Below are 24,428 nucleotides of genomic sequence, written 5' to 3' on the forward strand. Positions count from 1 at the left end.
AATGGAATCGTATAAGTGCTTGGATTCTGCTAAGTACGAAATTGGAGATTATTCCCTAATTAGTTTAAGGGAAGAAGATATTTATAAAATTAAGGTTTGGCGTAATTCTCAAATGGACGTGTTGCGTCAAAACAAAGTATTAACTGATACAGATCAGGAAAATTATTATAAAAATGCTATTTTACCTACATTTTCTCAATCAAATCCCAAACAAATTCTTTTTAGTTTACTTTATTTGAATCAATGTATTGGTTATGGTGGTTTAACCAATATTGACTGGGAATCTAAAAGAGCAGAAATGTCTTTTCTTGTTGATGTAAATAGAGTAAATAATAAAGATATTTATATTAAAGATTTTACAACCTATATTGCTCTTATAAAGAAAGTGGCATTTAAAGAGTTGAAATTTAATCGGTTATTTACCGAAACGTTTGATATTAGACCATTACATATTTCAATATTAGAATCATGTGGGTTTGTTTTTGAAGGTAAAATGAAGCAGCATGTATTTATAAATGATAAATTTGTAGATTCATTAATTCATGGAATTTTAAAAGAAGATTACAGAGATGCTTAAAGGAAAAAGAATTTTTATTAGTGGAGGAAATGGTGTTATAGGAAAAGAACTTGTCGGTAAGCTTTACCAACAAGGTGCAATAATTTTTGTAGGTGATTTAAAACCGAGACCATTAGATTTGCCTTCAGAAATTATTTACAGGCAAGGTGATTTAAATTATATTACAAAGGAAGAAATTGAAGAATTTGCACCAGAATATTTTATTCATTTAGCTGCTACTTTTGAGCGGTCTGTTGAAACTTATGAGTTTTGGGATGAAAATCATTGGCATAATGTAAGACTTTCAACATACTTAATGACTCAGATGAAAGATTTGCAGTCATTAAAAAAAGTAGTATTTGCTTCAAGCTATCTAATTTATAACCCTGAATTATATACTTTTGATAATGCTCAGATAAAGTCATATCGACTAAAAGAAACCGATACTATTTATCCAAGAAATTTGACAGGAGTTGCTAAACTAAACCATGAAATCGAACTAAGATTTTTACAGGAATTTAATCAAAACCGGTACAGAATTGTTTGTGCAAGGATTTATCGTAGTTACGGAAAAAATTCAAGAGATATAATTTCTCGTTGGATAAGAGCATTGTTAAAGGACGAAGAGCTTACCGTTTACTGTAAACAAGGGATGTTTGATTATATCTATGCAGGGGAAGTTGCCGAAGGATTAATTCGTTTAGCTGATTGTGAGCAAGCAGAAGGAATTATTAATCTTGGTAATGATAATGCCAGAAAAGTTGAAGAGGTTTTGAATGTTTTAAAACGGCATTTTCCTGAATTAAAATATAAAGAAATTGAAAGCAATATTCCGTATGAAGCATCACAAGCTAATATGGATTTTTATAATAGTGTTGTTGGCTGGAAACCTCAAAGACAGATTGAGGATACAATACCAGAAATGATTGAGTATGAGAAAAAGAATGGATATGTTGATGAACTTGAGAATCTCAATTTTTCAGTACTTGTAACAAGTATTTCAAGAAAAATTCCAATGTTAAAAGCAATACGAAAGGCTTGCAAAAAACTATCTTGTAATATTCAACTTATTGGTGCAGATGTAAACTCAGCATGTATTGGAAAACATTTTGTAGATAAATTTTGGCAAATGCCAAAAATAAATGATTTGTCAATTGAACATGTTATTGATTTTTGTAAACAGAATAATGTAAAAGCAATTATTCCAAGCCGTGACGGAGAACTTCAATTTTGGGCAGGTCATAAAACCGAATTGAAAAATAGTGGGATAAATGTTATGGTGAGTAATATTGCAAGTATTAATATAACATTAGATAAATTATTGTTCAATAAATTCCTGTGTGATAGCTCAATTCCTGATATTTCTACCTCCGATAATATAAATAATCTGAATGCTGACAAATTTGTGGTTAAAGAAAGATATGGTGCCGGATCTTTAAATATTGGAGTTAATTTAACGAAGGAAATGGCAACTCTTCATTCTAACAAATTACAACATCCGTTATTTCAGGAATATATAAAAGGAGAAGAGTTTAGTGTTGATGCCTATATATCAAATAATAATAAAATAAAAGGAATAATTGTTAGGGCAAGAGAAGAGGTTGTAAATGGAGAATCTCAAATTACAACGACAGTGAACGACCCAGTATTAAAAGAAATTTCACTACAATTGATTGAGAAATTAAATTTATACGGGCACGTTGTTTTACAAGTTATTAAAACAGCAAACAATAAAGTGCACTTTATTGAATGTAATAGCCGTTTTGGAGGTGCTTCTACATTAAGTTTGGCTTGTGGATTGGATAGTTTCTATTGGTTTTTATTAGAAAGTATAGGAACTTCAATTGATAATTACCTGTTTATAAAACAAACTAAGGTTAAAACTCAAATTCGATATCCTGAAGATATTGTAATAAATGGTACTGATTTTTGATTTAGACGACACTTTATACGAAGAACTTTCGTATGTTAGAAGCGGATTTAGAGCCGTTTCGAAATATATTAATCAAAAATATAATATTAACGAAGAGACTGTTTTTAAAGAATTGTATAATCAAGTTTTAATTTCGCGAAATAATGTTTTTAATATTGTTTTTAAAAAATACAATATTGATCAGAAGTCGATAATTAAAAAGTCTCTTATGATTTATAGAAATCATTTACCTGAGATTTCTCTTTATCCTGACGCAGTAAGGTGTTTTAAAAGATTTTCATATCTTGATAAATTTATTGTAACAGATGGTAATAAAATTGTACAAAATAATAAATGTAAAGCATTAAAGTTAGAAAATATTGTTAATAAATGTATTATAACACACCGTTATAGCATTAAGCATGCAAAACCTTCACCGTATGTTTTCACGTTGTTGTCAAAAAAATTAAAACTATTGCCATCTCAAATAATTTATATTGCAGATAATCCAAATAAAGATTTTGTAGGGATTAAACCTATTGGATTTAAAACAATAAGGATTAAAAGGGGAATGTTTTCTAATGTTGAACTCGACAAAGCACACGAAGCAGATATAACAATATATACATTAGATGACTTAGATGAAAATCTTTTAAAAACACTATTATGAAAATTAAAGATTTTGAATTAAATCAAAACTCCGGAACCTTTATTATAGCAGAATTATCTGCAAATCATAATCAAGATTTTGATTTAGCAGTAAAAACAATTGAAGAAGTAGCAAAAACAGGTGCTGATGCAGTAAAGATTCAAACGTACACAGCAGATACTATAACAATTGATTGTAATAATAAGTATTTTCAAATTAATCAAGGAACAATTTGGGATGGAAAAACTCTTTATGAATTGTATAAAGAGGCTTTTACTCCATGGGATTGGCAGCCCAAATTAAAAGAAATTGCTGAAAAGTTGGGACTAATATTTTTTTCTTCTCCGTTTGATTTTACAGCCGTTGATTTTCTTGAAAAAATAAATGTTCCTGCTTACAAAATAGCAAGTTTTGAAATAACTGATATTCCATTAATTGAATATGTTGCTAAAAAAGGTAAGCCAGTTATTCTTTCAATAGGTATAGCTACAATTGAGGATATTCAACTTGCAGTTGACACTTGCAGAAAAGTAGGCAATAACCAAATTGCACTATTAAAATGTACTTCATCTTACCCAGCTCCAATTGAGGAAGCAAATCTTGCAACAATTCAGGATTTAACTAAACGGTTTAATGTTATTGCTGGACTATCAGATCATACAATTTCAAATTCAACATCAATTGCAGCTGTTGCATTAGGAGCAAAAATCATCGAAAAACATTTTATAATAGATCGTTCTATTGGTGGACCAGATGCTTCTTTTTCTATTGAACCAAATGAATTAAAGCATTTAGTACAAAATGTAAGAGAAGTTGAAAAAGCAATTGGGACGGTTTCCTATGAGTTATCACCTAAAGTATTAAAAAGCAAAGAACATTCTCGTTCATTATTTGTTGTTAAGAACATTAATGCAGGTGATGTTTTTACAAATGAAAATGTTCGTTCTATAAGACCAGGGTTTGGTTTGCATACGAAATTTCTTGTAGAAATTATTGGAAAAACAGCTAAAACCTTTATCCCAATTGGGACTCCATTGAGCTGGGAATTAGTAGAATAAAAGGTAACTTTATTTTTTTTGCTTCGTAAAATTAAAACTTAAAAATTTCTAAATGAAAAATCTTTTTATTGTTATTTTTTCTTTGACTATTATAACTGTAAATGCCCAAAGAGAAGATCATACTTGGTATTTTAGTGCAACAAATAAAGGATTATTTTTTGATTTTAATACAAATGCTGTTTCAGTAACTTCTGAGCATGCGCCACTATCTTATGAAGGTTGTGGTGTTGCAGCAGACCCTCTAACGGGAGTAGTACTATTTTACTCAAATGGGATTAAGGTTTGCGACAAAAGCCATTTAACAATGCCTAATGGTAGTAATTTGTTTGGTAATATTACCAGTGCTACAAATGGGATTGCATGCCCTATGCCTGGGCAACCAAATAAATATTACCTTTTTTGCAATAGTGCAAATTCACCTAATTCAGGTACAATTTATTATTCTATAATTGATATGAATTTGTCAGGAAATGGCACTGTTTCTTCTCCTCTTGGTGATATTGTCTCCGGTCAAAAAAATATTTCTTTAGTTTCTGGTTCATCTGAGGGATTTGTTACTATACCTGGGGGTAATAATGATTACTGGTTAGTAATGTCGCAGAATAACTCAAATATTTTAAAAACTTTCAGAATAACAACTACAGGAATCTCTTTGTTTCATACTGACACAATAAGTTTTGTTATAGGCGATGCAAGAACAATTAAATATAGTATTTCTAATAATAAAATTACTATTGCAAATATGGTGGAATGTCAGGGTAGTTTTGTTGCAGATTTTAATCCTTTTTCAGGATTGATTTCGAATTTTATTTCTATTCCAGGCAGTATACTCGGAACTGCGACTAATTATTGGACAGGATTTTATGATAGTGAATGGTCGCCTGATGGAACAAAATTATATTTATCAAAGTATAGAATGGCATCTGGTAGTGGACGTATTTATCAATATGATTTAAACTATCCAGTAAATCCTGTCAGTTTAGTGTATACTTTTTCTGGAGATAATAATAATGTTGTACAAGGGTTACAACTTGCGCCCGATAGTAAGATTTATATTTTATATGTAAATAATACTTATTCTGATTCGAGACTAATTGGTGCAATTAGTTTACCTAATATAGCAGGAACTGGTTGTACTGTTATCCCTAATGTTTTGGATATGGGAGCTTCCTTTCCAATGACTGGAATTTTTCCGCAATTTGGTGTTCCTTACAAGTATTTTCCAAGCAATACAAATGTTATTGAAGAAAATATAATTAATGTTTATCCCAATCCTACTAGTGATAAACTAAATATATGTGGGTTTATTGGAAATGAGGTATCTGTTATAGATGCTTTAGGTAATTGTTTACTGAAAGAAAGAAATTATGGGACAATAAATGTATCATCATTAAATAATGGGATATATTTCATACAAATTAAATGTAACCAAAAAGAATATTATTCAAAATTTATAATTAAAAGATAATGAAATATATAATTATTGTTGTTTGCATTTTGAGTTTGCAGGCAGCACAAGCGCAACGCGAGGATCATACTTGGTATTTTAGCAATTCTAGCAAAGGATTAAGTTTTGACTATTTGACAAATGCAGTTTCTATTACTAATGTCCATTCTCCTATGATAGAAGCTGGTTCTTATTTTGTTGCATGCGATAATTTATCAGGTCAACTTCTTTTTTACACAGATGGGACAAATGTTTGGGATAACAATAATCAGATTATGCCAAATGGCAGTTCTCTAACAAATGCTTCACATGGGATGCAGACAGGATTAGCATGTTATTATCCGGGGCACCCAAATCAGTTTTTGCTTTTTTGTAATACTAGTTCCCTTCCAACTGCAGGTAGTGTATATTATAGTATAATTGATATGTCTTTGCCTGGAAACGGTACGTTGTTAAATCCAAGAGGAAATGTTGTTAGTTCTGCAAAAAATATTTTTCTTACAAACCAGAGCAGTGAAGGAATGTATATAATTAAAGGTTCAGGAAATTATTATTGGTTAATTATACCAAAGATTAATACAACAAATATTGCTATTTATAAAATTGATGCAACTGGGGTTAACTTAACAGCAACAACTAATATTGGACTTAATGTCGGATTGGCTGTTGATGTAAGATATTCCTACGTTTCTCACAAAATTGGTTTAGCAAATATGAAAGATAATGGTCCCAGCTTTACTGTTGATTTTAATGAAACAACTGGCGCACTCAATAATGCATATCAGATACCTGGAATTACAACAACAAGTACAAACATGTGTAATTCAACTGACATGGAATGGTCTCCAAATGGACAGTTTTTATATATAACAAAATATAGGGATTGTGTAGGAAGTTCTCCGGGAAAGTTGTATCAATATAATATTTTGCAACCATCGATAGCTCCTGTTTTGATAGCTCAGGTAGCAACTTCTGGGACAAATGCGTCTATGGGATTAAAACTTGCGCCTAATGGTAAGATTTATCATCGTTATATAAGTGCTTCTAATGCATATTTTGGAGTAATTAATAATCCTGATTTACCAGGAACTGCCTGCAATTATAATTTAACAGGTTTAAATATAGGCTCAAATATGGGTGCCATGCATAAGTTTCCAGAGTTTTTGGTTCCGCTGCAGTGTGATTTTAATGCAGCAAACTCAACTACTTCTACAGATTTTGTTTGTAAACCTAATGATTTAACACATACTGATATCCCATTAATTAACATTATAAATAATCCTTGTAATGATAGTATAACTTGTAATATTTTACATGTTTCTTATGGTACAGCACATATTATCGGAACTGATATTAAATATGTTCAACCAAATTACTATACTCCAACTGATACCATAATTCTTGTTGTCTGTAACAATTATGGTATCTGTGATACAAGTGAAACAATAATATATTTAAATTATGTTGGACCAAATAATCCGATAGTTACATTTATAAATGATACGCTTTTTTCAAGTGCTTCGTCAAATAATCAATGGTTATTAAATGGTGTCAATATTTTAGGTGCAACTGATAGCTTTTATGTACCAACACAGACAGGAAATTATTCAGTAAATGTTAATGATGGTATTTGCACTTCAGAATCAATGCCATATTTTCATGAATATGAATTAATAAACTATAATAAGTTACCGAATAATATAGTAAATGTTTATCCAAATCCAACAAAAGATAAATTATTTATTGATAATTTTAATGGGTGCAAATTACAAATATTAGATGTTATGGGTAAGGAAATTATTAACTTGAATAATTCAGGGTGTATTGATGTTTCTTCATATAGCAGTGGAATATATTTTATAAAAATAATTGATAAACAGAGTGAATTCCATTCAAAATTTGTTATTGAAAAATAAAGTGGTTAATTGAATTAATTTAAAAAATGCTAAATGTTATAACATTTAGCATTTTTTATTAACAGATAGATTAATAAAATATTATTTCACTGGAAAATAAATTTCAGTAACCCATTTGCTGGTATCTGGCTCGGTAGTGGGATCGGTAACATATACTTCCCAAGGACCGCCATTATCAGTATATCCTTTTTCCTTTTTATAAGATTCCAATTCTGTATATGCAACATAGGTTTTTTCATATGGTCCCAAATAGCTTAGATAAATAACTTTTCCGGCATAAGATGGTTTTACTTGAATTTTATCATTTCCTTTAATTGCCTTATCAATAGGTATTGCTGCTTCAAAATCCCACGATAAACTATCCCAAGCCAAAGTTATTGCCATTGGATAGCCTGCTATATTTGCACCTTGTTTTGAAATATATTCCTGAATGGCTCCATATGATTTTCCAAGAATATCACCAATTTCGCCCATATTTACTTTATTTCTTATAACAGCAATTGTTGTAGCAGAAACTTCTTTTTCTTGAATGTTATAAGTATATTTTGAAGAACTTTCAACAACAGCTTTAAGTTTTGTAAGTCCTTTTTCAAAATCAGGTCCCATCATACTGTCAAAACCTTTAAAAAAGTCCATTAAACGCATCACCGGCCATCCAAGCTTGCCTTCATTTGTCCATGTAACAGTTGTTCCTTCGCCTGTTTTTACAAAGCTTAAAGATCCGGATGAAAAAGATTCCCATGGCGACATAAAAACCAAGTCGTATTTTATAGAATCAGCAGAAACGCCTGTAATAGCCATATTACCCGAACCTATCATTTCTCCGGTCCAACTCATTTTTCCACCTATACCAATGGTGTCGTTATATTTATAGTCTTCTGTAGAGTCAATACCAATCCATGGTGACCAGTTATCCCATTCGTGAAAATCTACAATCTTTTTACTTATTTCTTCAGGAGTGTTGTTAATCACTATGGTTCTAACTACCTTGTATTCTGAAGGTAAAAATGCCGCAAAAATTAAAATGGCAAAACTAATTACCAAAAAAGCCAATAAAATTTTTCTAAATGTTTTCATATATATAAATTTAGTTGTGTAAAATTACAAAAAAGAGAATCAAATAACCAATGAATAAAGATTGGTTTTTATTTTTAAGAATTAAATAAAGCGATTGCTTTATCTTCTCTTTTTCGCATTTGAGATTTTTCTTTATCGGTACTGTCATTATATCCCAATAAATGAAAAACGCCGTGTACAATAACTCTAAGAAGTTCTAGCCTTGGGGTTGTTTTTAACTCATTTGCATTTTCAATTACCTGTTCAACACCAATAAATAAATCACCTGAAATAGTGGAGCCTTCGTTATAGTTAAATGTAATAATATCTGTATGAAAATTATGTGAAAGGAATGAGTTATTCATTTTCAACAACTCATTTTTACCGGTAAAAATAATGGAAATGTTTCCTAAAGTTTTTTTCTCTGAACTAATAATCTGGCTTATCCATGCGGATATTTTTCTTTTTTCGCCATGAATTAATGTAGAATTTATTCCTTGCTGATGAAAACTTACGGGCATTACTAAATTTTAATTTTCAAACAAACTTTGGTACCGTTGTCTTCAAATTTAATTTCATCAACTAAGTGCGACATTAAAAAAATTCCTCTGCCATGTGGTTTTTCAATATTTTCAGGCAAAGTTGGATCTGGTAAACTATTAAAATCAAAACCTGGACCCTGATCTTTTACATTAAACCAGAAATAGCCATCCTCTAAGCCATAGTTAACAACTACTTCTTTAGACTCATCAAGCTTATTGCCGTGAATTATTGCATTGTTAACAGCCTCTACCATTGCAACCAAAAGATTTCCGTAAATCTCGGAACTCAAGTTTTGCGATGCAGAAATTTCGTCGACTAATTTTTCGACTATATTAATGTTTTCGATTTTTGATTGAAACTTTATTTCTTCTTTCATGACCTATTCGTTAAGGTGAATCATGTATTCTTTATACTTGTCACTGTAATACTTAGAGAGTTTAATTTTACTTCCTTCAAGGATTTCATTATACCGTGAATTTACTCCTTTATACTTAAATATCTGCTCTGGGTTACTAAATTTATTATTTTTGCCTTCATTAGATTCTCGTTTATTTTCTGTTTCCCTTTCGTAGTCTGACTTCTCGGCTTCCAACAATCTTGTTAAAATTTGTTCTTGACGGATCATTGTTTGAGGTGTGATGCTCTTATTTATGATGTCTTTTTCTACGCTATTTACCATTGACTTAATCTCTTGCAGTTGTTTTGCAGTTTCCGGACTTAACCCACCGTTCTGCATCATGTTGTTTAACATCTGATTGAACTTATCCTGCATCGAAATCATTTTTCCGATTTTTTCGTTCATTCCTTTACCATCTTTTTGTCCATTGCCTTTTTTTAACTCGTCAATCATTGATTGCATCTGCGATTTAATTGATTTTTGCATTGATTGCATTTGCGACATACTTGGTTTGCCTTTACCCGGTTTTTTGCATTTACCGCCGGAACACTGCGATTGAGACTGACTTTGCATTTGTTGTAACATTTCACCAAGTAAAAGTGCAAGATCATTTGCTCCTGTCATTATATATTGTTGATTTGCTTTTGCCATTCCTGCATTTCTTTCGTCGAGATTAGAAAGAGTTTGTTTATTTAGTTTTTCTATTTTCTTTATTTGTTTATTGATTTCTGCGCCAATCATAGGGCTGCGATTTGCAAGTGAAGCAAGGGAGTCTTTTATAAGCAAAAAATCGTTATTTAAACTTTTTTGTTTTTCCATGTTTTTCATGTAAGTAGGGTCGGTAGTGCTAACTTTTCCGGTTTGTCCCATAAGAGCTTCAACGTCGAAGGAAAATTTTTCCAGATTATCAATAATCTGTTTCATGTTTTCAGCGTTTTCTTCCTGTTGTTCCATCTCGCTTTGTTCCATCATTTGCTGCATTTTTTTTGACAGCTCTTTCATTTGTCCTGAATTGTTTTTCTGACTCTTTGATGCACCTTTGCGACTGTTTTGCTTTAAACTTTCTTCAGAATTATTAAGTTCATTATTAATATCACTTTTCTCCTGCTCAAATTCTTTTAAATCCATTGGTTCTTTTAGTTCTTCGTTTTTCTTTTGAAGTTCGTCATATTGCTTCATCAGGTCTTCGAATTTTTTTTGTTGATCTTTTTGTTCTTTTAAAAGTGAGTCGGTAGAATTCTTTTTGTCTGTTGTTTCTTCAGAAAGCTTTTCTTGCTTTTCAGAAAGTTTTTCAAGTTCTTTAGATAAATTATCTGTTTTTTCTTCAATATCCATTCTTTTTAGCATTTCCATATTTCTGTCGAGTTGTTTGTTAAGATCCTCGTAACTCGACTTCATTTGTTCTGCTATATTGTTAAGTTTGTTTTTATCAAAGTTATCCATCAGTTTTTTTAATTCATCCATTAACTTCTTCATTTCGTCATCCATAACATTTTCAAGCAATTCTTCAATTTGTTTTTGCTTTTCAATCAGTTTTTGATCTTGTTCGGAGAAGGTATTTAAAAAACTGTCTTTTTTCTTATTTTCTAATGATAATTCTTTTACAAGTTGTTCAAGTTGATTTTGTTTTTGAACAATATCTTCAAGTTTTTTCGTTTGTTCCCAGGAATTTGTTTTATTGTTAAGCATACTTTCCTGAAGTTTTTTAATATCGCGTTTAATATCTTCGCTTAGCTTAGATGAAGTTTTTAATTTTTCTTCAATATTTTTATTAGCGTTTTCGCGATATTTTTCTAATTCTGATGATGAAGGTATTTTATAAGATTTTATTGCCGAACGACTTGATTTACTTCCATGAACTCCATCGTTATCCCAAATTTCAAAAAAGTATTCAACTTCACTCCCAATATCTTTTAAAGTACTAAAGTCAAAAGCAAAATAAAACTCCTGATACTTGGATCCTTTGTTAACTGGAACAGAAATAATTTTTAATGAATCGCTTGAATTACCGGCTTTATAATTAAAGGTTAATTTATTAAAACCATAATCATCGTTAATTACTCCTTTAAAATAATATGTTCCCATTTGAGAAGTGTCAGAAATAAATTCGCAGGTAATACCTGGGTACAAATCTGGGATGACGTTTACATTATATTTTATTGGTTGTGTAGAATTAATATAGTTATTAGCCAGTTTTAATGAATATGTTGAGGAATTTAAAAAACGGTAAGAAGCAAAAAACTGTTGTTCCTCCTGTTTTACTTTTTGGCTTAACGTGTCGTTTATTAGAAAATTAACAACGTTTACATTTGCTGTAGTAAATGTCCATTTTATATTACTTCCGCAGGGAATAGTAAAGTCGCCGGTATTGTTTAATACAAAATCACTTTCACCAGTATATTGAGGAACATCAACTTCTACTTTAAATGATGTAATTACCGGAGGAGGCAATACATTAAGTTTATATTCTTCGGAAGAATAATCTTCGGCACTAAATTTAAAATCGATGGAATTGTTTACATTTTTTAAATTATAACTGAAAGTAGATGGAGTAAGACGTTCTAAAAGTATCTTATTGCTGCCAATTGTTACATATGCGTTTTTCGGAACATATTTTCCTTCAATACGAAGTTTAATGTTAAAATCTTTACCCTGTTCTACATTTAATGTGTCGTTTTCTAAAATAAAATTAAACGGTGGAGCAGGAGCGTAGTAAACAGAGTGATTTATAAGTCTGTTCGAACCTTCTTTAATTACCTGCGGCCAAACAACGTATACAGTTAGAAAAACAGCTGCTGTAAAACCAAGGTAAGTTAAATATTTAAAATTTACTTTAACATTAATTGCAGCTTCAAAAGGGAGAAGGCGGATAGAAGAAATTTTATTTTCTATACTTGCTAAAAGTAGTTGTTGTGAGTATCCATTACCTGAAGGCATTTCTGCAAGTTCCAGAACATTTAGTAATCGATCACTTATTTGTGTAAAGTGCGATGAAATTATTCCTGCTGCTTGTTTGTGAGAAATAAGTTTACCAATTTGCAATATTCGTAACAATGGCCAGATTATAAATTTTGAGATTACAAAAACATATGCTGCTGTAATAGTATAAAAAATTACCGTTCTGGTAGTGATATCAAAATGCCCAAGATATTCCGAAATAAAAGCAATCAGAGAGGATAAAGTGAAAATTAAAAAAGTTAACAATAGTCCGCGTAATAACTCGTTTCTATAGTACTTTCTTATAAAGCTATCCAGTTGTTTAACTAATATGTTATATTCATTTGACATTAGTGTTGGGTTTAGTTTGATCCTGAAATCCAGTATTCCGGATTTTGTTTTATAGTGCCTTGCCAGATTTGTAATTCAAGTATAGTTTTATTGTCTTCGTCTGAGTCTGTATAAACTACTCCGATTTTTTGTTTTGCTTTTACTTTATCGCCAACATTAACAGAAACTTCTTTTAGATTAGAATAAACAGTTAAGAAATCGCCGTGTCTAATAATTATTGCTTTGTTTTTTCCTGGGATAGATATTATTTTACTTATAACTCCGTCAAAAATTGTACGTGCAGCTGAACCTTGAGTTGTTGAGATATAAACTCCGTCATTCTTTGTTTTTATTCCTTTTAGTACAGGATGTTCGTGTTCACCAAATGTGCCGGTAATAACGCCGCGTTCTATTGGCCATGGTAGTTTTCCTTTGTTAGCCTCAAATTTATCAGAAACTATTTGTTCGGCAGGTGTAAGATCAAAAACAGATGGTGTGCTTGCTTTTTCTACTTTAACAGGAGTTTCAATTTTATTTGGATTTTTTGAATTATTTTTTGCCTGTTGTTCTTTAAGTTCTTTTTCTTTCTTTATTTTTTCTTTACGTGTAATTTCGGCTTTTCTGATTTCCTCAGCAATAATATCATTAATTACCTTTTTTAATTTCTGGTCGGCAAGCTTTTGTTGTGCAAGTTTTTTAGCAAGTTCTTTTTCTTTTGATTTTAAAACAGTAAGCATTTTAGACTGTTCACTTTTTTCATTTGTTAACTGAGTAGTTTCTTGTTTTTCTTCGGTCAACAGATTTTCTTTGTCCTGTTTTTTTGTTTGCAGTTCTTCAACTTTATGAGATAAGTCCTGACGTGTTTCAACAATAGCTTCCATTTGCTTTTTTCTAAAATCGGCATATTGTTGTAAATATTTTAATCTTCGGTATGCATTGTTAAAATCCTTTGCTGAAAGAACAAACATTAATTTATCATATGAAGATCTTGTCTTATACGCAAATACAATCATTCTTGCATAACCTTGTTTTAATTTATCAAGATTTGATTCAAGACCTTTAATATTTTCCTGATTTTCATCAATTTTACTATTTAAGGTTTCTACTTCGCTTGAGATAGTATTAACTAGTTCTTGTCGTGCTGCAATTTTTTTATTAAGAATCATTAACTGATTCATTGATATTTTTTTGTCGCGCTGGGTTTGCTTTAGTAAACTGTTTGTGTACTTTATTTCTTCCTGTGTTTTTTTATGTTTTTTTTCAAGCTCTGTACGATTTTGAGCATATAAATCAGATGTATAAATCAATAAAAATAAACATAAAAAAGTAACAAATGCCTTATAATTATTCGAAAAACAAAATGCATTAATGTTGAATTTGCAAGTTGTAGATTTTATTAAAACCTTAATATTTTTTATAATCAAACTCATTTTAATCAGTTCGTTTATATTTATCTGTTATTTTAAATGGAAAGCTAATATCAGAATCAACAGTAATCTTATTATATTTTATTTCTGTGCTCATTTGTTTATTTGATGCAGCAATGTCAATTTTTAAAGTTGATGGTAATACTTTTGTATTAACATCAATAAAGTCGGAATATTGAATTGTAAGGTTTCTTTTTTCACTATAATCATTAATATTAACTTTTGAAACTTTAAAAATCTCGGGTGTAATTGACAGAGTTTCAACTATAAAATCAACAGCTCTGTTCTTTTTTAAAAACTTTTTAATTTTGTGTTTTCTATGAGTTTTTAAAACATACATATTTGAATCGGTAGAGGGAATAAACGTCTTACGAAATAAATCTTTTTCTCCTTTATCAGAATTTAGTCTTTCATTATTTTCTTCATCACTTTCAGAATAAAGAAAAATTTCATTTGTTAAAATTGCCTGAAGATCTTTAAATGAGATGTCTGTTTGAAATTTATTGTCAAAAAATTCGTATGATTTTATAGAATATTCTTTTTTTAGAATATTTAATAACATTATACTATCAGGTGTAAACTGTATTTTATAAGCATCTATTCCCAATGGGGCAATACTTATCCAGATCAGACTGTCTTTTTTAATTCTTAAAGTTCCGTTAACAGATTTATCAATATCATCAAATTTAATATTTACGTCGAACTTAATTGAAAGTGTTTTGTATGGTAAATAGTTTTCTGTTACCAATGAATAAAGCCTTCCGGCTCCCATAAGACGTACTTTTTCTGAACTTATTCTGCGCGTTTGGGTACACGATAACATTGTAAAAATATTTACAATTAGTATGAAAAAGAGTATGTGTTTTTTTAGTCTCACTTATTCTATCAGTGTTTTCTGAATTATTTTTTTATTTAAAAATTCCGAGCCTTTACCAAGTTTTATTGCTTCGTTCCAGAGCTCATTTGCCCGTTCTGTCTTTCCAAGTTTAAAAAGAATGTCGCCATAATGCTCAACTACCACAGCATCATCGTTTCCACCATTCTTGTATGCTTTCTCAATTGACTCCAATGCTTTTTCAAATTTGTTTTGTTTGTACAGTACCCATGCATATGTGTCGAGGTATGTTGCATTATTTGGTTCAAGTTCAACACATATTAAACTCATGCGTTCGGCTTTATCAAGACTGTCGCCACGTTGAGAAAGATAGTAGCTGTAGTTATTTAAAATAATTTTATTGCCTTTATCTATCTTTAAAACCTGCTCCATTGCGTTGTCAGAATCTTTCATTTTACCTAATTTGTTATAGGTATCAGCAAGAATAGAGTACATGTCGGCTTTAAGTGTTGGATTATCAACAACCATTTCTACACCATACTTTAAGGTTTTTTCTGCCACATCATATTTTTTTAGCTGATATGCCGATAATCCCTGAAAATAATTTAATGTGGGCTGATTTGGGAAATATTCGAGAGCTTCGCTGCTTTCGCTAAACATAGCATTGTAATCATTTAAATTTCCTTCAATTATTAATAGTTGCTCCCAGATTAAATATTTGCTTTTTTCATTTTTTGCAACTATTCTGAGTTGTTCACGTGCTTCATCAATTTTTTTATCTTTTAATAAAAAGTCAGCATATAAAGTATGAACCTTTGTGTCGTCGGGATAGGTTTTTAAAAGAATCTTAATTAAATATACAGATTGGTTCTTAAGTTCTGGACTTTCATTACTGAAATTTAAAAATGTAATAAGCATTTTAATTTTAACATCTAACTCAACATCGGTACTTGCAAATGCAATTTTAAGTTCGTTAAAAGATTTGTCATATTCTTTTGTTAGCCTGTAAAAGTCGGAAAGTGATAAATGAACCAATCCGTTATTCTCATCAATTTTCAGCATTTGCTGATAAATCTCTCTTGCTTTTTCAAAGTCACCTTCAGAAACATATGACTCTGCAAGAATTCCGTAGTATCTTACTTCGGTAGGGTTGCTTTTTATGAGATTTCTTATTTCATCATATGCTTTTTCTTTATTTCCTTTTACTAAATAAATACGTTCTTTTTCTAATGTTACAGTTTCGTTAACTCCATAATTAGTTTCAATGCTTTCGTATGCTTTTAAGGCTTCGTCGTATTTTTTTATGTAATTATAAAGGTTAGCTAATTCGTATAGAAAATCAACCCGGTCGGGGTTCTCTTTTAAAAGATCCTTGTATACTGCAATGGCAGAATTTGCATCTTTTGTTTGCTTATAAAGAACAGCCAGCATTGCTTTGTACCAATTGTTACGAGGATTAAGTTTTACTGCTTTTTTTGCATAATCTATAGCAGTAGCATAATCTTCTTTCTGTACCAAAAGTGTTGCAAGTTCATAATATGCAGCAGCACTTGTGGGGTCAAGTTTTTTACACTTTTCATATAAATAATTAGCTTCATCAAAATTTCCCAGCATTTTTTGTTTTTCGGCTTCCATAAACGAATAGTTAAATTCGTAACGGTCTCTTGCCGATAATGGATCTTCGCCACCTTTGCTATGCTTCAGAAGATTGCACGAACTAAAAAAAGCTGCAATTAGAAAAACAAATATGGGTGTGGCTTTTGTCATTATTATCTTTGAAGTGAAGTGTAATCACCTATGTTAACTTCAGATGAATTTCCGTGAAGTTCGGTATGATTTCCTACTATCGAATTGTGAATTGTTATTCCTTCAATGTATGCATAGCGCTGAACAATGCTGTCGCGAATAATTGAATTTTTTATTGTAGTATGTTTTCCTACGGAAAGGTGTGGACCTAATACACAGTTTTCAATTTTAGCTTCGTGTCCGATAAAACAAGGAGGGATAATAATTGAATTTATTATTTCAGCGTCGTCAGAGATAAGCTCTTCAGGTTTACTAAGCTCAAGAATTCTTTTTGTTGTGTATAATGTTGCTTCTTTATTACCACAGTCAAACCATTCTTCTACCTGGCTTGTACGTAATTTCATGCCTTTGTTTTTCATGTTCTGAAGCGCATCAGTTAACTGATATTCTCCATTTACAACGATGTTTTTATCAATCAGATACTGCAATTCATTTTTAAGATTTAATCCATCTTTAAAATAATAAATTCCAATAATAGCAAGGTCGGAAACAAATGTTTTTGGCTTTTCAATAAAATCTGAAATCACGCCATCACTATTTAACTTAACTACTCCAAAAGCGCTTGGATCTGCAACCTGATGAACCCAGATAATGCTTTCTGCTTCGTTTTCAAGTTTAAATTCTGCTCTGAAAAGTGTGTCGGCAAAAGCAACTATAACTTTTCCCGAAAGTGAAGGTGCTGCACATAAAACAGCATGAGCAGTTCCGAGGGGTTGTGATTGATAATAAATTCTTGGTGTAATGCCCATATCGGTTGCTATTGAACATAAACTTTCTTCCACCTCTTTTCCGAAATCGCCAATCACATATGCAATTTCCTCGATTGGCTCTGAAGATATTTTTGCAAGATCTTCAACTAATCTTTGAACAATTGGTTTTCCTGCAATTGGTATCAATGGCTTTGGAACTGTTAATGTGTGTGGGCGCATACGCTTACCCATACCTGCCATTGGAATTATTATTTTCATCTTTTTACTTTTTAATGTTTTCCGGTATGACCAAATCCACCTGCACCACGATCTGTTTCTTCGAGGCTTTCGGTATTTTCCCAAACAACAGTTTCGTGTTTGGCAACAACCATTTGACAAATTCTTTCACCGTTTTCAACTGTAAAATTTTCAGCCGATAGGTTTACAAGAATAACACCAATTTCTCCTCTGTAGTCGGCATCGATTGTTCCGGGTGTGTTTAATACTGTTATGCCTTTTTTTAAGGCCAGACCGCTTCTTGGGCGAATTTGTGCCTCGTATCCTTTAGGAATTTCAACAAACAATCCTGTTGGAATAAGTTTACGTTCGAGAGGCTTTAAAACAACCGGTTCTGTAAGGTTAGCCCTTAAATCCATCCCTGCCGAAAATTCAGTGCTATAAGCAGGATTAGGATGCTGAGATTTATTAATTAATTTAACTTGCATAGTATGATATTTAACTTGCTAAATTAATGTAAAAAATCAGAATACCGAAATAGACAAAGGTAATGAGAATAAGGCGTTTAACGTTTATTAAACTTTTGCCTTAATGATGGTTCCATATAATATACAAAACCAACATATAATAAAAGTAAAATTGTGTTTATTGATAACGAAATAAACCGGGAATCAATTTTAATTATTTGAGATATTGTAAATATTACGGATGCAAATAAAAAGTAGATTCCAATTCTTACAAGTGGGTAATTAACTTTATAAAAATGATTACCTATAAAATATGATGCAACCATTATTAAAAAATAACAAGCTAGTGTAGCCCATGCAGCTCCCAAATACCCAATAATCGGAATAAGCCAGAAGTTTAATACTATTGTTATAGTCGCTCCGAAAAGTGCAAGATATACACCCCAGATAGTTTTACCTGTTAACTTATACCAGATAGAAAGATTAAAAAATATTCCGAGAAAAAGATTTGCTAATAATAAGATGGGCACAACTACTAATCCGGAATGATAATTTTTTCCAATGAATCCTTTAACAATATCGATATAGAGCATTACTCCCAAAAAAATAAACAAACCAAAAATGATAAAATACTTCATAACTTCTGCATAAAGTTCTTTGGCGTCTTTTTCTTTTGACTGATTAAAAAAGAACGGTTCTGCGGCAAATCTGAAAGTCTGAATAAAAAGAGTCATAAGAACTGCCAGCTTATAATTTGCTCCGTATATTCCAAGTTGATCCATTGCAGTAGATGCGTCTGCAACCAATCTTTTAAGCATTACTCTGTCAAATGTTTCGTTTACCATTCCTGCTAATCCGGCAACGAGTAAGGGAAGAGAATAAACCATAATTCTTTTCCAGAGTTTTGTGTCAAAAACCCATTTAACATACATTGTTGGAACAAGCATTATTAAAGTAAAAATTATGGCAATTAAATTTGAAATAAAAATATATCCAATGCCAATTGAAGGATCAAAAAGCCATGTTGGAAGTAGATATCCTTTTTTCACTAAATATGGGCAAAGCAGAATAAAAAATAAATTCAGAATTACTTGAATGGCAATATTTATAAACTTTAATGCTGCAAATCTAACCGGTCTGTTTTGTTGTCTCAATAAAGCAAAAGGAATAGCAGTAATAGCTTCAAGTCCAATAATAATGCTTAACCATATAACATATTCTGGGTTATGTTCATAACCTAGACCAACAGCAGTTGGTTTTGCAAAAATTACAGAAAAAAATATAAAAGTAATTGAAGTAATAAACAGCGAAATTAAAGTAGTTGTATAAACTTTAGGATTTCCTTTTTCGCTTTGCCAGAACTTAAAGAAACCTGTTTCCATTCCATAAGTCAGAATAATACTTAAGAATGATAAATAAGCGTAAAGTTCGGTAACTTTTCCATATTCGCTTGGTAGATATGCTGTAGTATATAGCGGTACAAGCAAATAGTTCAGTAATCTGGGAACTATACTGCTAAGACCGTAGATCGCGGTTTGTCCTGCTAATTGTTTAAGCTTTCCCAATGGTAAAAATTAATGTGTAAAAATATTAAAACTATTGAAACTACTTATGATTTCTTAAATATTTTATGAAACAAAAATGCCGGGAGAATTCACCGGCATTTTTCAGGGAAGGGAATATATGGTTTGTTAGTCCTTCAATAATTTTATGATTAAAGATTATTTATTTTCAGAATTTATTAACGACTTTAAATTTTCAAGCTCACTTTTCATTTTTTCAATATCTGTTTTATTAGAATTTAATTCTAAAATTTGATTTTTTAATTTGTTAACTTCTTCATTAAGCTGATTGTTTTTAAGGATTAATTCTTTTATTGCAACCATGCTTACACCAGAAACATCTGTAGCAGAAAGGTATTTTCCCAGATCTTCTTTAACGTTTAAGTCACCCGTTCCAAATGCCTGATAAAAATCTTCAGCAAAAGGACCAATATGATATTCTTGTGTCTCTTTATAAAACCATCCTTTTAAATCCATTGCTGCAATTTTATTTAAAACATCTTGTCCGTTTAAATCTACAAATCTGTCTTTAAAACTGCGTGATGAACCTGCTGTCCAGACACCGCCTGCTGTTAGGTAAGCTCCATTTCCATTCGCTGTTGTTGTACCAACTTGCAAAGGGTATGTTGTTGCGATTCTATGAAAAGCTATTCTATTTGTTGAAAAATCTCCATTAATTAATGGATTTATAACGTCAGAAGAATTTTCAATGTACAATTTGTTAGATAAAGTTTCTGAGTATCCTGCCATGTAGCCTAAGCAGATATTCCCACTTCCTGTAACATTGCTATAGCCAGAATTATCTCCAATGTAAGTATTGTTATTTCCGGTAGTAGTAAGCCTTCCTGAATAGTATCCGTAAAAATTATTATGACTTCCTGTTGTATTTCCATCTCCGCTTCTCCATCCTGTAAAAACATTATAAGCTCCTGTTGTGTTTGCATCGGCAACATTACAACCAAGAAAAGTATTGTAACTTCCCGAGCCTGTTCCTGTACTTGTACCAACCATAAGACTGTTTCCACCAGTATAATTTGCACCTGCACTATAACCTATAATTATATTGTTACTACCACCAGTTGCATTTATTCCGGCACTTCGCCCAATGATAACATTGTTTGGACCATTTGCATTCTGACCTGCATTTGCTCCGATACAAATTGCACCATATTGTCCTGTATATGCATAACCACTTTTATATCCTATAAAAACATTCTGTCCACCAAAGCAATTATATCCGCTTTGAAACCCCATAAAAATATTTTCACTTCCACCATTATTTAGTTTACCTGATTCATATCCGATAGAAATATTTGATGACCCTGTTTGTAATGCACTGTCAGCCTTAAAACCAAATGTACAGTTATATAAACCACTTGTGATCAAATGTCCCGAATTATGACCGATGAAATAGTTACTTGGGTTAAGGTGCATATAACTTGATGTAGTTGTTGTTCCTATATTCTCAACTCCAAAACCTGCAATTGTATCAGTAGTCCATATTCTTGTACTGTCAGGTGTTACTCTTAAATAATTTGTCAGATTAGCTTTTGCAGAATTTCTTCCGCTTACTGCAAATCCACCTCTGTTAGATTGAATAGCATCATCATTAATAAATACCTGAACGCTATCCTGATAAACCACAAAAACTGAATTTCCATTTTTATCTTTTACCTCAAAAAGTGGTTCGGTTGCAAGAGCAGTATTACTTCCGCGTATTACCATTCTACCGTTTGGATTCGATAAACCTACCCCAAGTCTTTTGTTAGAATTATCCCATGTTAGTGCCGTATCGCCACCAAATGCTCCTGAATTATTAAACTGTAAAGTTTTATTTAAACCTCCCGGTGTTCCTGTATTGCTGTCTGTTGATGGAGCCCAGTTTGTGCCATTATATTTTAATACCTGACCACTTGTTGCTGACATATTGTTAAGTTTTGTAGCGGTCACATTTCCATCAGCAATTTTAGACGTTGTTACGGCATTTGTAGCTATTGTTAAAGTAACAGAACCTGTTACATCTCCTGTATGGGTTACGTTTGGGCTTGCGTTTGTGATACTGAAATTTGGATATGTGCCTGTAACAGAAATTCCCGAACCATTATTTAATACAACAGTTTGATCGGGTGAAGTATTTGTAATTGAACCTGCGGATATTTGTATGCCGGAGCCAGCAGTATAAGTCCCTGCAGGCCCTATTAGTGAAACGCCCGAACCCCAGACTCCTGCAGTTTTAGGGCCGAATAGTGTGCTTGTTGTTGTATTAATATAAAAATCGCCATTTACGCCTTGCGAAGTAGGATTTGAAATACCGTTTAATACAGTTTTTCCGTCGCTTCCGTTTGTGCCATTTATTCCATTTGTTCCTGCAGTTCCCTGTGGTCCTATAAGTGATACGCCGCTACCCCATGCACCTGCAGTTTTTGGTCCGTATAGCATGCTAGTTGTTGTATTTAAATAAAAATCACCGTTTACTCCCTGCGTTGTTGGAGCTACAGTTCCATTTAAAATAGTCTTACCATCTGTGCCATTTGTTCCGGCAGTTCCCTGTGGTCCTGCTGGGGCCTGAAACTCAACCCAATGTATTGCATCTAAATATGGTTGAGTAGATGATAAAAATGATGAGGTCTGGCAAATCCACATAGAGTTTATTGATGCACTACCAGTAGAACGATCAAAAACATAATCTCCGTTAGTATATGTAGTTCCGGTTAGCCATGTTCCTTTATTTGTTAAGCCGGTTCCTGCAGGACCCTGAATACCCTGTATTCCCTGTGGTCCAACTAATGAAGTTCCTGCTCCCCATACGCCTGCAGTTTTAGGACCGAATAAATAATTTGTTGCAGTATTAATAAAAAAATCTCCGTTAACGCCTTGTGTAGTTGGATTTGTAGAGCCACTTAATACAGTATTTCCGTTAGTGCCATTTGTTCCTGCAAGGCCTGTTGTTCCAATAAGAGAAACTCCGCTACCCCATAGTCCTGAAGTTCTTGGACCAAATAAGGTTTGAGTTGAAGTATTAAGAAAAAAATCACCATCAACACCTTGTGATGTTGGATTTGAAGTGCCGTTTAGTATAGTTTTTCCGTCAGTTCCGTTTATCCCGTTTGTTCCATTTGTACCGTTAATACCATTTGTGCCGTTAGCTCCGTCCTGCGAAATCATTTGCCATGCAAAACCATTCCAGATATATGACTTTTTATCAGTTGTATTATAGTAAGCCTGATTCAATAAAGGTGTTGCTGGTGCAGTAGCAAATGAACCCTGCCATAATACTGAAATTCCATCTTGTCCGGTAATTCCTTGAATACCTTGTATCCCCTGAATTCCCTGATTTCCTTGTAGTCCCTGTATCCCTTGTGGTCCCTGACTTCCCTGAGCACCATCCTGTGACATAATCTGCCAGTTGTTACCGTCGAAAATATATGATTTTCCGTCAGTAGAGTTATAATATGCTTCATTTAAAGAAGGGTTTAAAGGTGCTGTAACAAATGTTCCAAGCCATGAAACAGAAATTCCGTTTACTCCTGCATTACCTGCTGTTTTTGCATATAGAGCATAGGGTACGCTGATTAACTGAGATGTTCCGGAGACTGTATAAACTGAGCCACCTGTTGGGTCTAGCTCAATTTTAATAAAGTAAGGACCATTTCCCCAGTCAATGGCTGAAAAGGCAGAAGTATTTAAACTTCCAACTTCAATATTTACAAGTCCGAATTCATTTGTTGTAGGTGTAAATGTTTCGATACAAACAGGTGTTCCCGTTACACTTCCCTGCAAAATACTAATCTGGAAGCTTACAAGGGTATTTGCAATTACCTGCCCACTTGCATCACGAGCTATAGCCTGATATTTAAAACTGTATGGCGATTGTCCAAAAACATTTGCTGAAAGCAAAATAATTGTGAGTAATGTTAAAAACTGTTTCATATGGCTGCTGATTTATTGTTTTTCGATTTTAAATGTTTTAATTTCCTTATCATACTTAAAAAGCTTAATAAAATAAATACCCGTGGATACAGTATTAAATTTTATTGAAGTTTCTGATTCATTAATATCATTCATTATAATTATTCTTCCCTTTGAGTCAAAGACCTCATAATTGAGATCCACAAATGAGCTGGTTTTAATTATTACAAATTCTTGTGTAGGGTTGGGATAAGCAGAAACTTCAATATTTAAATTGTTTAATGTACTTACTTCGGTAACTGTAAGTTTAGTTTGATTAAATCCCTGTGTTAGTACATTTGAAGAGTTTGTATAGGTTTCTATTACAGGCTCTCCAATTGTATATGATACTGATCCCGATGGGGTTTTGTGAAAATCTCCGCCTGAAGAAACAACTTCCTGAGCATTTAAATATTGCGAAATGCCAAGAAAAGTGGATATTAAGATTAATTTCATGTCAATATTAATTATTAAAAACAATCAGCAATTTTAATTGAAGTATTTATATTTATATATAGTTGTTTTATTAAATGCGGTTTTGATTTTATTAAATGCTATTATTAATGTTTTTTTATTCTTAATAACGACATCTCAGATAGTTCATTAACTTTGTATTAAATTATTTAATATTTGACATAAATTAATAAGTATGTTAA

Annotated in this window: 18 protein-coding genes; 6 read left to right on the forward strand and 12 right to left on the reverse strand. The window is 31.8% G+C overall.

The genetic code is table 11. The features are described from left to right. Position 1 precedes the first annotated feature (1 nt). The 6 genes from HY951_11745 to HY951_11770 are packed head-to-tail and all read left to right on the forward strand — an operon-like array spanning position 2 to position 7,538. Positions 2–577 (forward strand): GNAT family N-acetyltransferase, encoded by a 576-nt coding sequence (locus tag HY951_11745; GenBank protein MBI5540726.1) that lies wholly within the window; start codon positions 2–4, stop codon positions 575–577. Then, positions 570–2,489 carry an ATP-grasp domain-containing protein gene (locus HY951_11750; protein MBI5540727.1) on the forward strand — a complete coding sequence of 640 codons (1,920 nt, stop codon included), beginning with the start codon at positions 570–572 and terminating at the stop codon, positions 2,487–2,489. The genes HY951_11745 and HY951_11750 overlap by 8 nt, the downstream gene beginning before the upstream one ends. Next, positions 2,473–3,138, forward strand: a complete 666-nt coding sequence (locus HY951_11755; protein ID MBI5540728.1) for an HAD family hydrolase — start codon at positions 2,473–2,475, stop codon at positions 3,136–3,138. Before HY951_11750 ends, HY951_11755 begins: the two co-directional genes overlap by 17 nt. Then, entirely contained in the window at positions 3,135–4,175 is a 1,041-nt protein-coding gene (gene pseI, locus HY951_11760) for a pseudaminic acid synthase (GenBank protein ID MBI5540729.1), read from the forward strand. Before HY951_11755 ends, pseI begins: the two co-directional genes overlap by 4 nt. A 52-nt stretch (positions 4,176–4,227) precedes the next feature. Further along, positions 4,228–5,643, forward strand: coding sequence for a T9SS type A sorting domain-containing protein (locus HY951_11765; GenBank protein ID MBI5540730.1), 1,416 nt, complete (start codon positions 4,228–4,230; stop codon positions 5,641–5,643). Continuing rightward, positions 5,643–7,538: a T9SS type A sorting domain-containing protein gene (locus HY951_11770; protein ID MBI5540731.1), complete on the forward strand. Its 1,896-nt coding sequence runs from the start codon at positions 5,643–5,645 to the stop codon at positions 7,536–7,538. Before HY951_11765 ends, HY951_11770 begins: the two co-directional genes overlap by 1 nt. Before the next feature lie 81 nt (positions 7,539–7,619). On the opposite strand, the gene HY951_11775 is transcribed toward HY951_11770, so the two are convergent. The 12 genes from HY951_11775 to HY951_11830 form a co-directional block, all read right to left on the reverse strand. Next, positions 7,620–8,615 carry an SRPBCC family protein gene (locus HY951_11775; protein MBI5540732.1) on the reverse strand — a complete coding sequence of 332 codons (996 nt, stop codon included), beginning with the start codon at positions 8,613–8,615 and terminating at the stop codon, positions 7,620–7,622. Positions 8,616–8,689: 74 nt separating this feature from the next. Beyond that, positions 8,690–9,115: an rRNA maturation RNase YbeY gene (ybeY, locus tag HY951_11780; protein MBI5540733.1), complete on the reverse strand. Its 426-nt coding sequence runs from the start codon at positions 9,113–9,115 to the stop codon at positions 8,690–8,692. A gap of 2 nt (positions 9,116–9,117) precedes the next feature. After that, complete coding sequence (locus HY951_11785; GenBank protein MBI5540734.1) at positions 9,118–9,501, reverse strand: ATP-binding protein; 384 nt, start codon at positions 9,499–9,501, stop codon at positions 9,118–9,120. A 15-nt stretch (positions 9,502–9,516) separates the two neighbouring features. Next, complete coding sequence (locus HY951_11790) at positions 9,517–12,822, reverse strand: hypothetical protein (GenBank protein ID MBI5540735.1); 3,306 nt, start codon at positions 12,820–12,822, stop codon at positions 9,517–9,519. Between the two features lie 11 nt (positions 12,823–12,833). Further along, complete coding sequence (locus HY951_11795) at positions 12,834–14,231, reverse strand: peptidoglycan DD-metalloendopeptidase family protein (GenBank protein ID MBI5540736.1); 1,398 nt, start codon at positions 14,229–14,231, stop codon at positions 12,834–12,836. A gap of 1 nt (position 14,232) precedes the next feature. After that, on the reverse strand, positions 14,233–15,051 hold the full coding sequence (locus HY951_11800; protein MBI5540737.1) for a DUF4292 domain-containing protein: 819 nt from the start codon (positions 15,049–15,051) through the stop codon (positions 14,233–14,235). 54 nt (positions 15,052–15,105) lie between these two features. Further along, complete coding sequence (locus HY951_11805) at positions 15,106–16,830, reverse strand: tetratricopeptide repeat protein (protein ID MBI5540738.1); 1,725 nt, start codon at positions 16,828–16,830, stop codon at positions 15,106–15,108. Between the two features lie 2 nt (positions 16,831–16,832). Further along, entirely contained in the window at positions 16,833–17,837 is a 1,005-nt protein-coding gene (locus HY951_11810; GenBank protein ID MBI5540739.1) for an NTP transferase domain-containing protein, read from the reverse strand. 11 nt (positions 17,838–17,848) lie between these two features. Beyond that, on the reverse strand, positions 17,849–18,283 hold the full coding sequence (gene dut / locus HY951_11815; protein ID MBI5540740.1) for a dUTP diphosphatase: 435 nt from the start codon (positions 18,281–18,283) through the stop codon (positions 17,849–17,851). A gap of 77 nt (positions 18,284–18,360) precedes the next feature. After that, positions 18,361–19,827, reverse strand: coding sequence for an oligosaccharide flippase family protein (locus HY951_11820; GenBank protein ID MBI5540741.1), 1,467 nt, complete (start codon positions 19,825–19,827; stop codon positions 18,361–18,363). A 156-nt stretch (positions 19,828–19,983) separates the two neighbouring features. After that, positions 19,984–23,754: a hypothetical protein gene (locus HY951_11825; GenBank protein ID MBI5540742.1), complete on the reverse strand. Its 3,771-nt coding sequence runs from the start codon at positions 23,752–23,754 to the stop codon at positions 19,984–19,986. 12 nt (positions 23,755–23,766) lie between these two features. Continuing rightward, the gene (locus HY951_11830; protein ID MBI5540743.1) at positions 23,767–24,228 is read right to left on the reverse strand and encodes a T9SS type A sorting domain-containing protein; all 462 of its coding nucleotides are present in this window, start codon (positions 24,226–24,228) and stop codon (positions 23,767–23,769) included. Between the last annotated feature and the right edge of the window lie 200 nt (positions 24,229–24,428).

This window comes from Bacteroidia bacterium (assembly GCA_016218155.1).
GTDB lineage: Bacteria > Bacteroidota > Bacteroidia > Bacteroidales > GWA2-32-17 > GWA2-32-17.

Excerpts from the sequence above, each read along its gene's own strand:
- pseI (MBI5540729.1), top strand. The coding sequence starts at position 3,135 with ATGAAAATTAAAGATTTTGAATTAAATCAAAACTCCGGAACCTTTATT.
- HY951_11790 (MBI5540735.1), bottom strand. The coding sequence starts at position 12,822 with ATGTCAAATGAATATAACATATTAGTTAAACAACTGGATAGCTTTATA.
- HY951_11805 (MBI5540738.1), bottom strand. The coding sequence starts at position 16,830 with ATGACAAAAGCCACACCCATATTTGTTTTTCTAATTGCAGCTTTTTTT.
- HY951_11755 (MBI5540728.1), top strand. The coding sequence starts at position 2,473 with ATGGTACTGATTTTTGATTTAGACGACACTTTATACGAAGAACTTTCG.
- HY951_11745 (MBI5540726.1), top strand. The coding sequence starts at position 2 with ATGGAATCGTATAAGTGCTTGGATTCTGCTAAGTACGAAATTGGAGAT.
- HY951_11770 (MBI5540731.1), top strand. The coding sequence starts at position 5,643 with ATGAAATATATAATTATTGTTGTTTGCATTTTGAGTTTGCAGGCAGCA.
- HY951_11830 (MBI5540743.1), bottom strand. The coding sequence starts at position 24,228 with ATGAAATTAATCTTAATATCCACTTTTCTTGGCATTTCGCAATATTTA.
- HY951_11765 (MBI5540730.1), top strand. The coding sequence starts at position 4,228 with ATGAAAAATCTTTTTATTGTTATTTTTTCTTTGACTATTATAACTGTA.
- HY951_11810 (MBI5540739.1), bottom strand. The coding sequence starts at position 17,837 with ATGAAAATAATAATTCCAATGGCAGGTATGGGTAAGCGTATGCGCCCA.
- HY951_11825 (MBI5540742.1), bottom strand. The coding sequence starts at position 23,754 with ATGAAACAGTTTTTAACATTACTCACAATTATTTTGCTTTCAGCAAAT.
- HY951_11750 (MBI5540727.1), top strand. The coding sequence starts at position 570 with ATGCTTAAAGGAAAAAGAATTTTTATTAGTGGAGGAAATGGTGTTATA.
- HY951_11800 (MBI5540737.1), bottom strand. The coding sequence starts at position 15,051 with ATGTTATCGTGTACCCAAACGCGCAGAATAAGTTCAGAAAAAGTACGT.
- HY951_11795 (MBI5540736.1), bottom strand. The coding sequence starts at position 14,231 with ATGAGTTTGATTATAAAAAATATTAAGGTTTTAATAAAATCTACAACT.
- HY951_11775 (MBI5540732.1), bottom strand. The coding sequence starts at position 8,615 with ATGAAAACATTTAGAAAAATTTTATTGGCTTTTTTGGTAATTAGTTTT.
- ybeY (MBI5540733.1), bottom strand. The coding sequence starts at position 9,115 with ATGCCCGTAAGTTTTCATCAGCAAGGAATAAATTCTACATTAATTCAT.
- dut (MBI5540740.1), bottom strand. The coding sequence starts at position 18,283 with ATGCAAGTTAAATTAATTAATAAATCTCAGCATCCTAATCCTGCTTAT.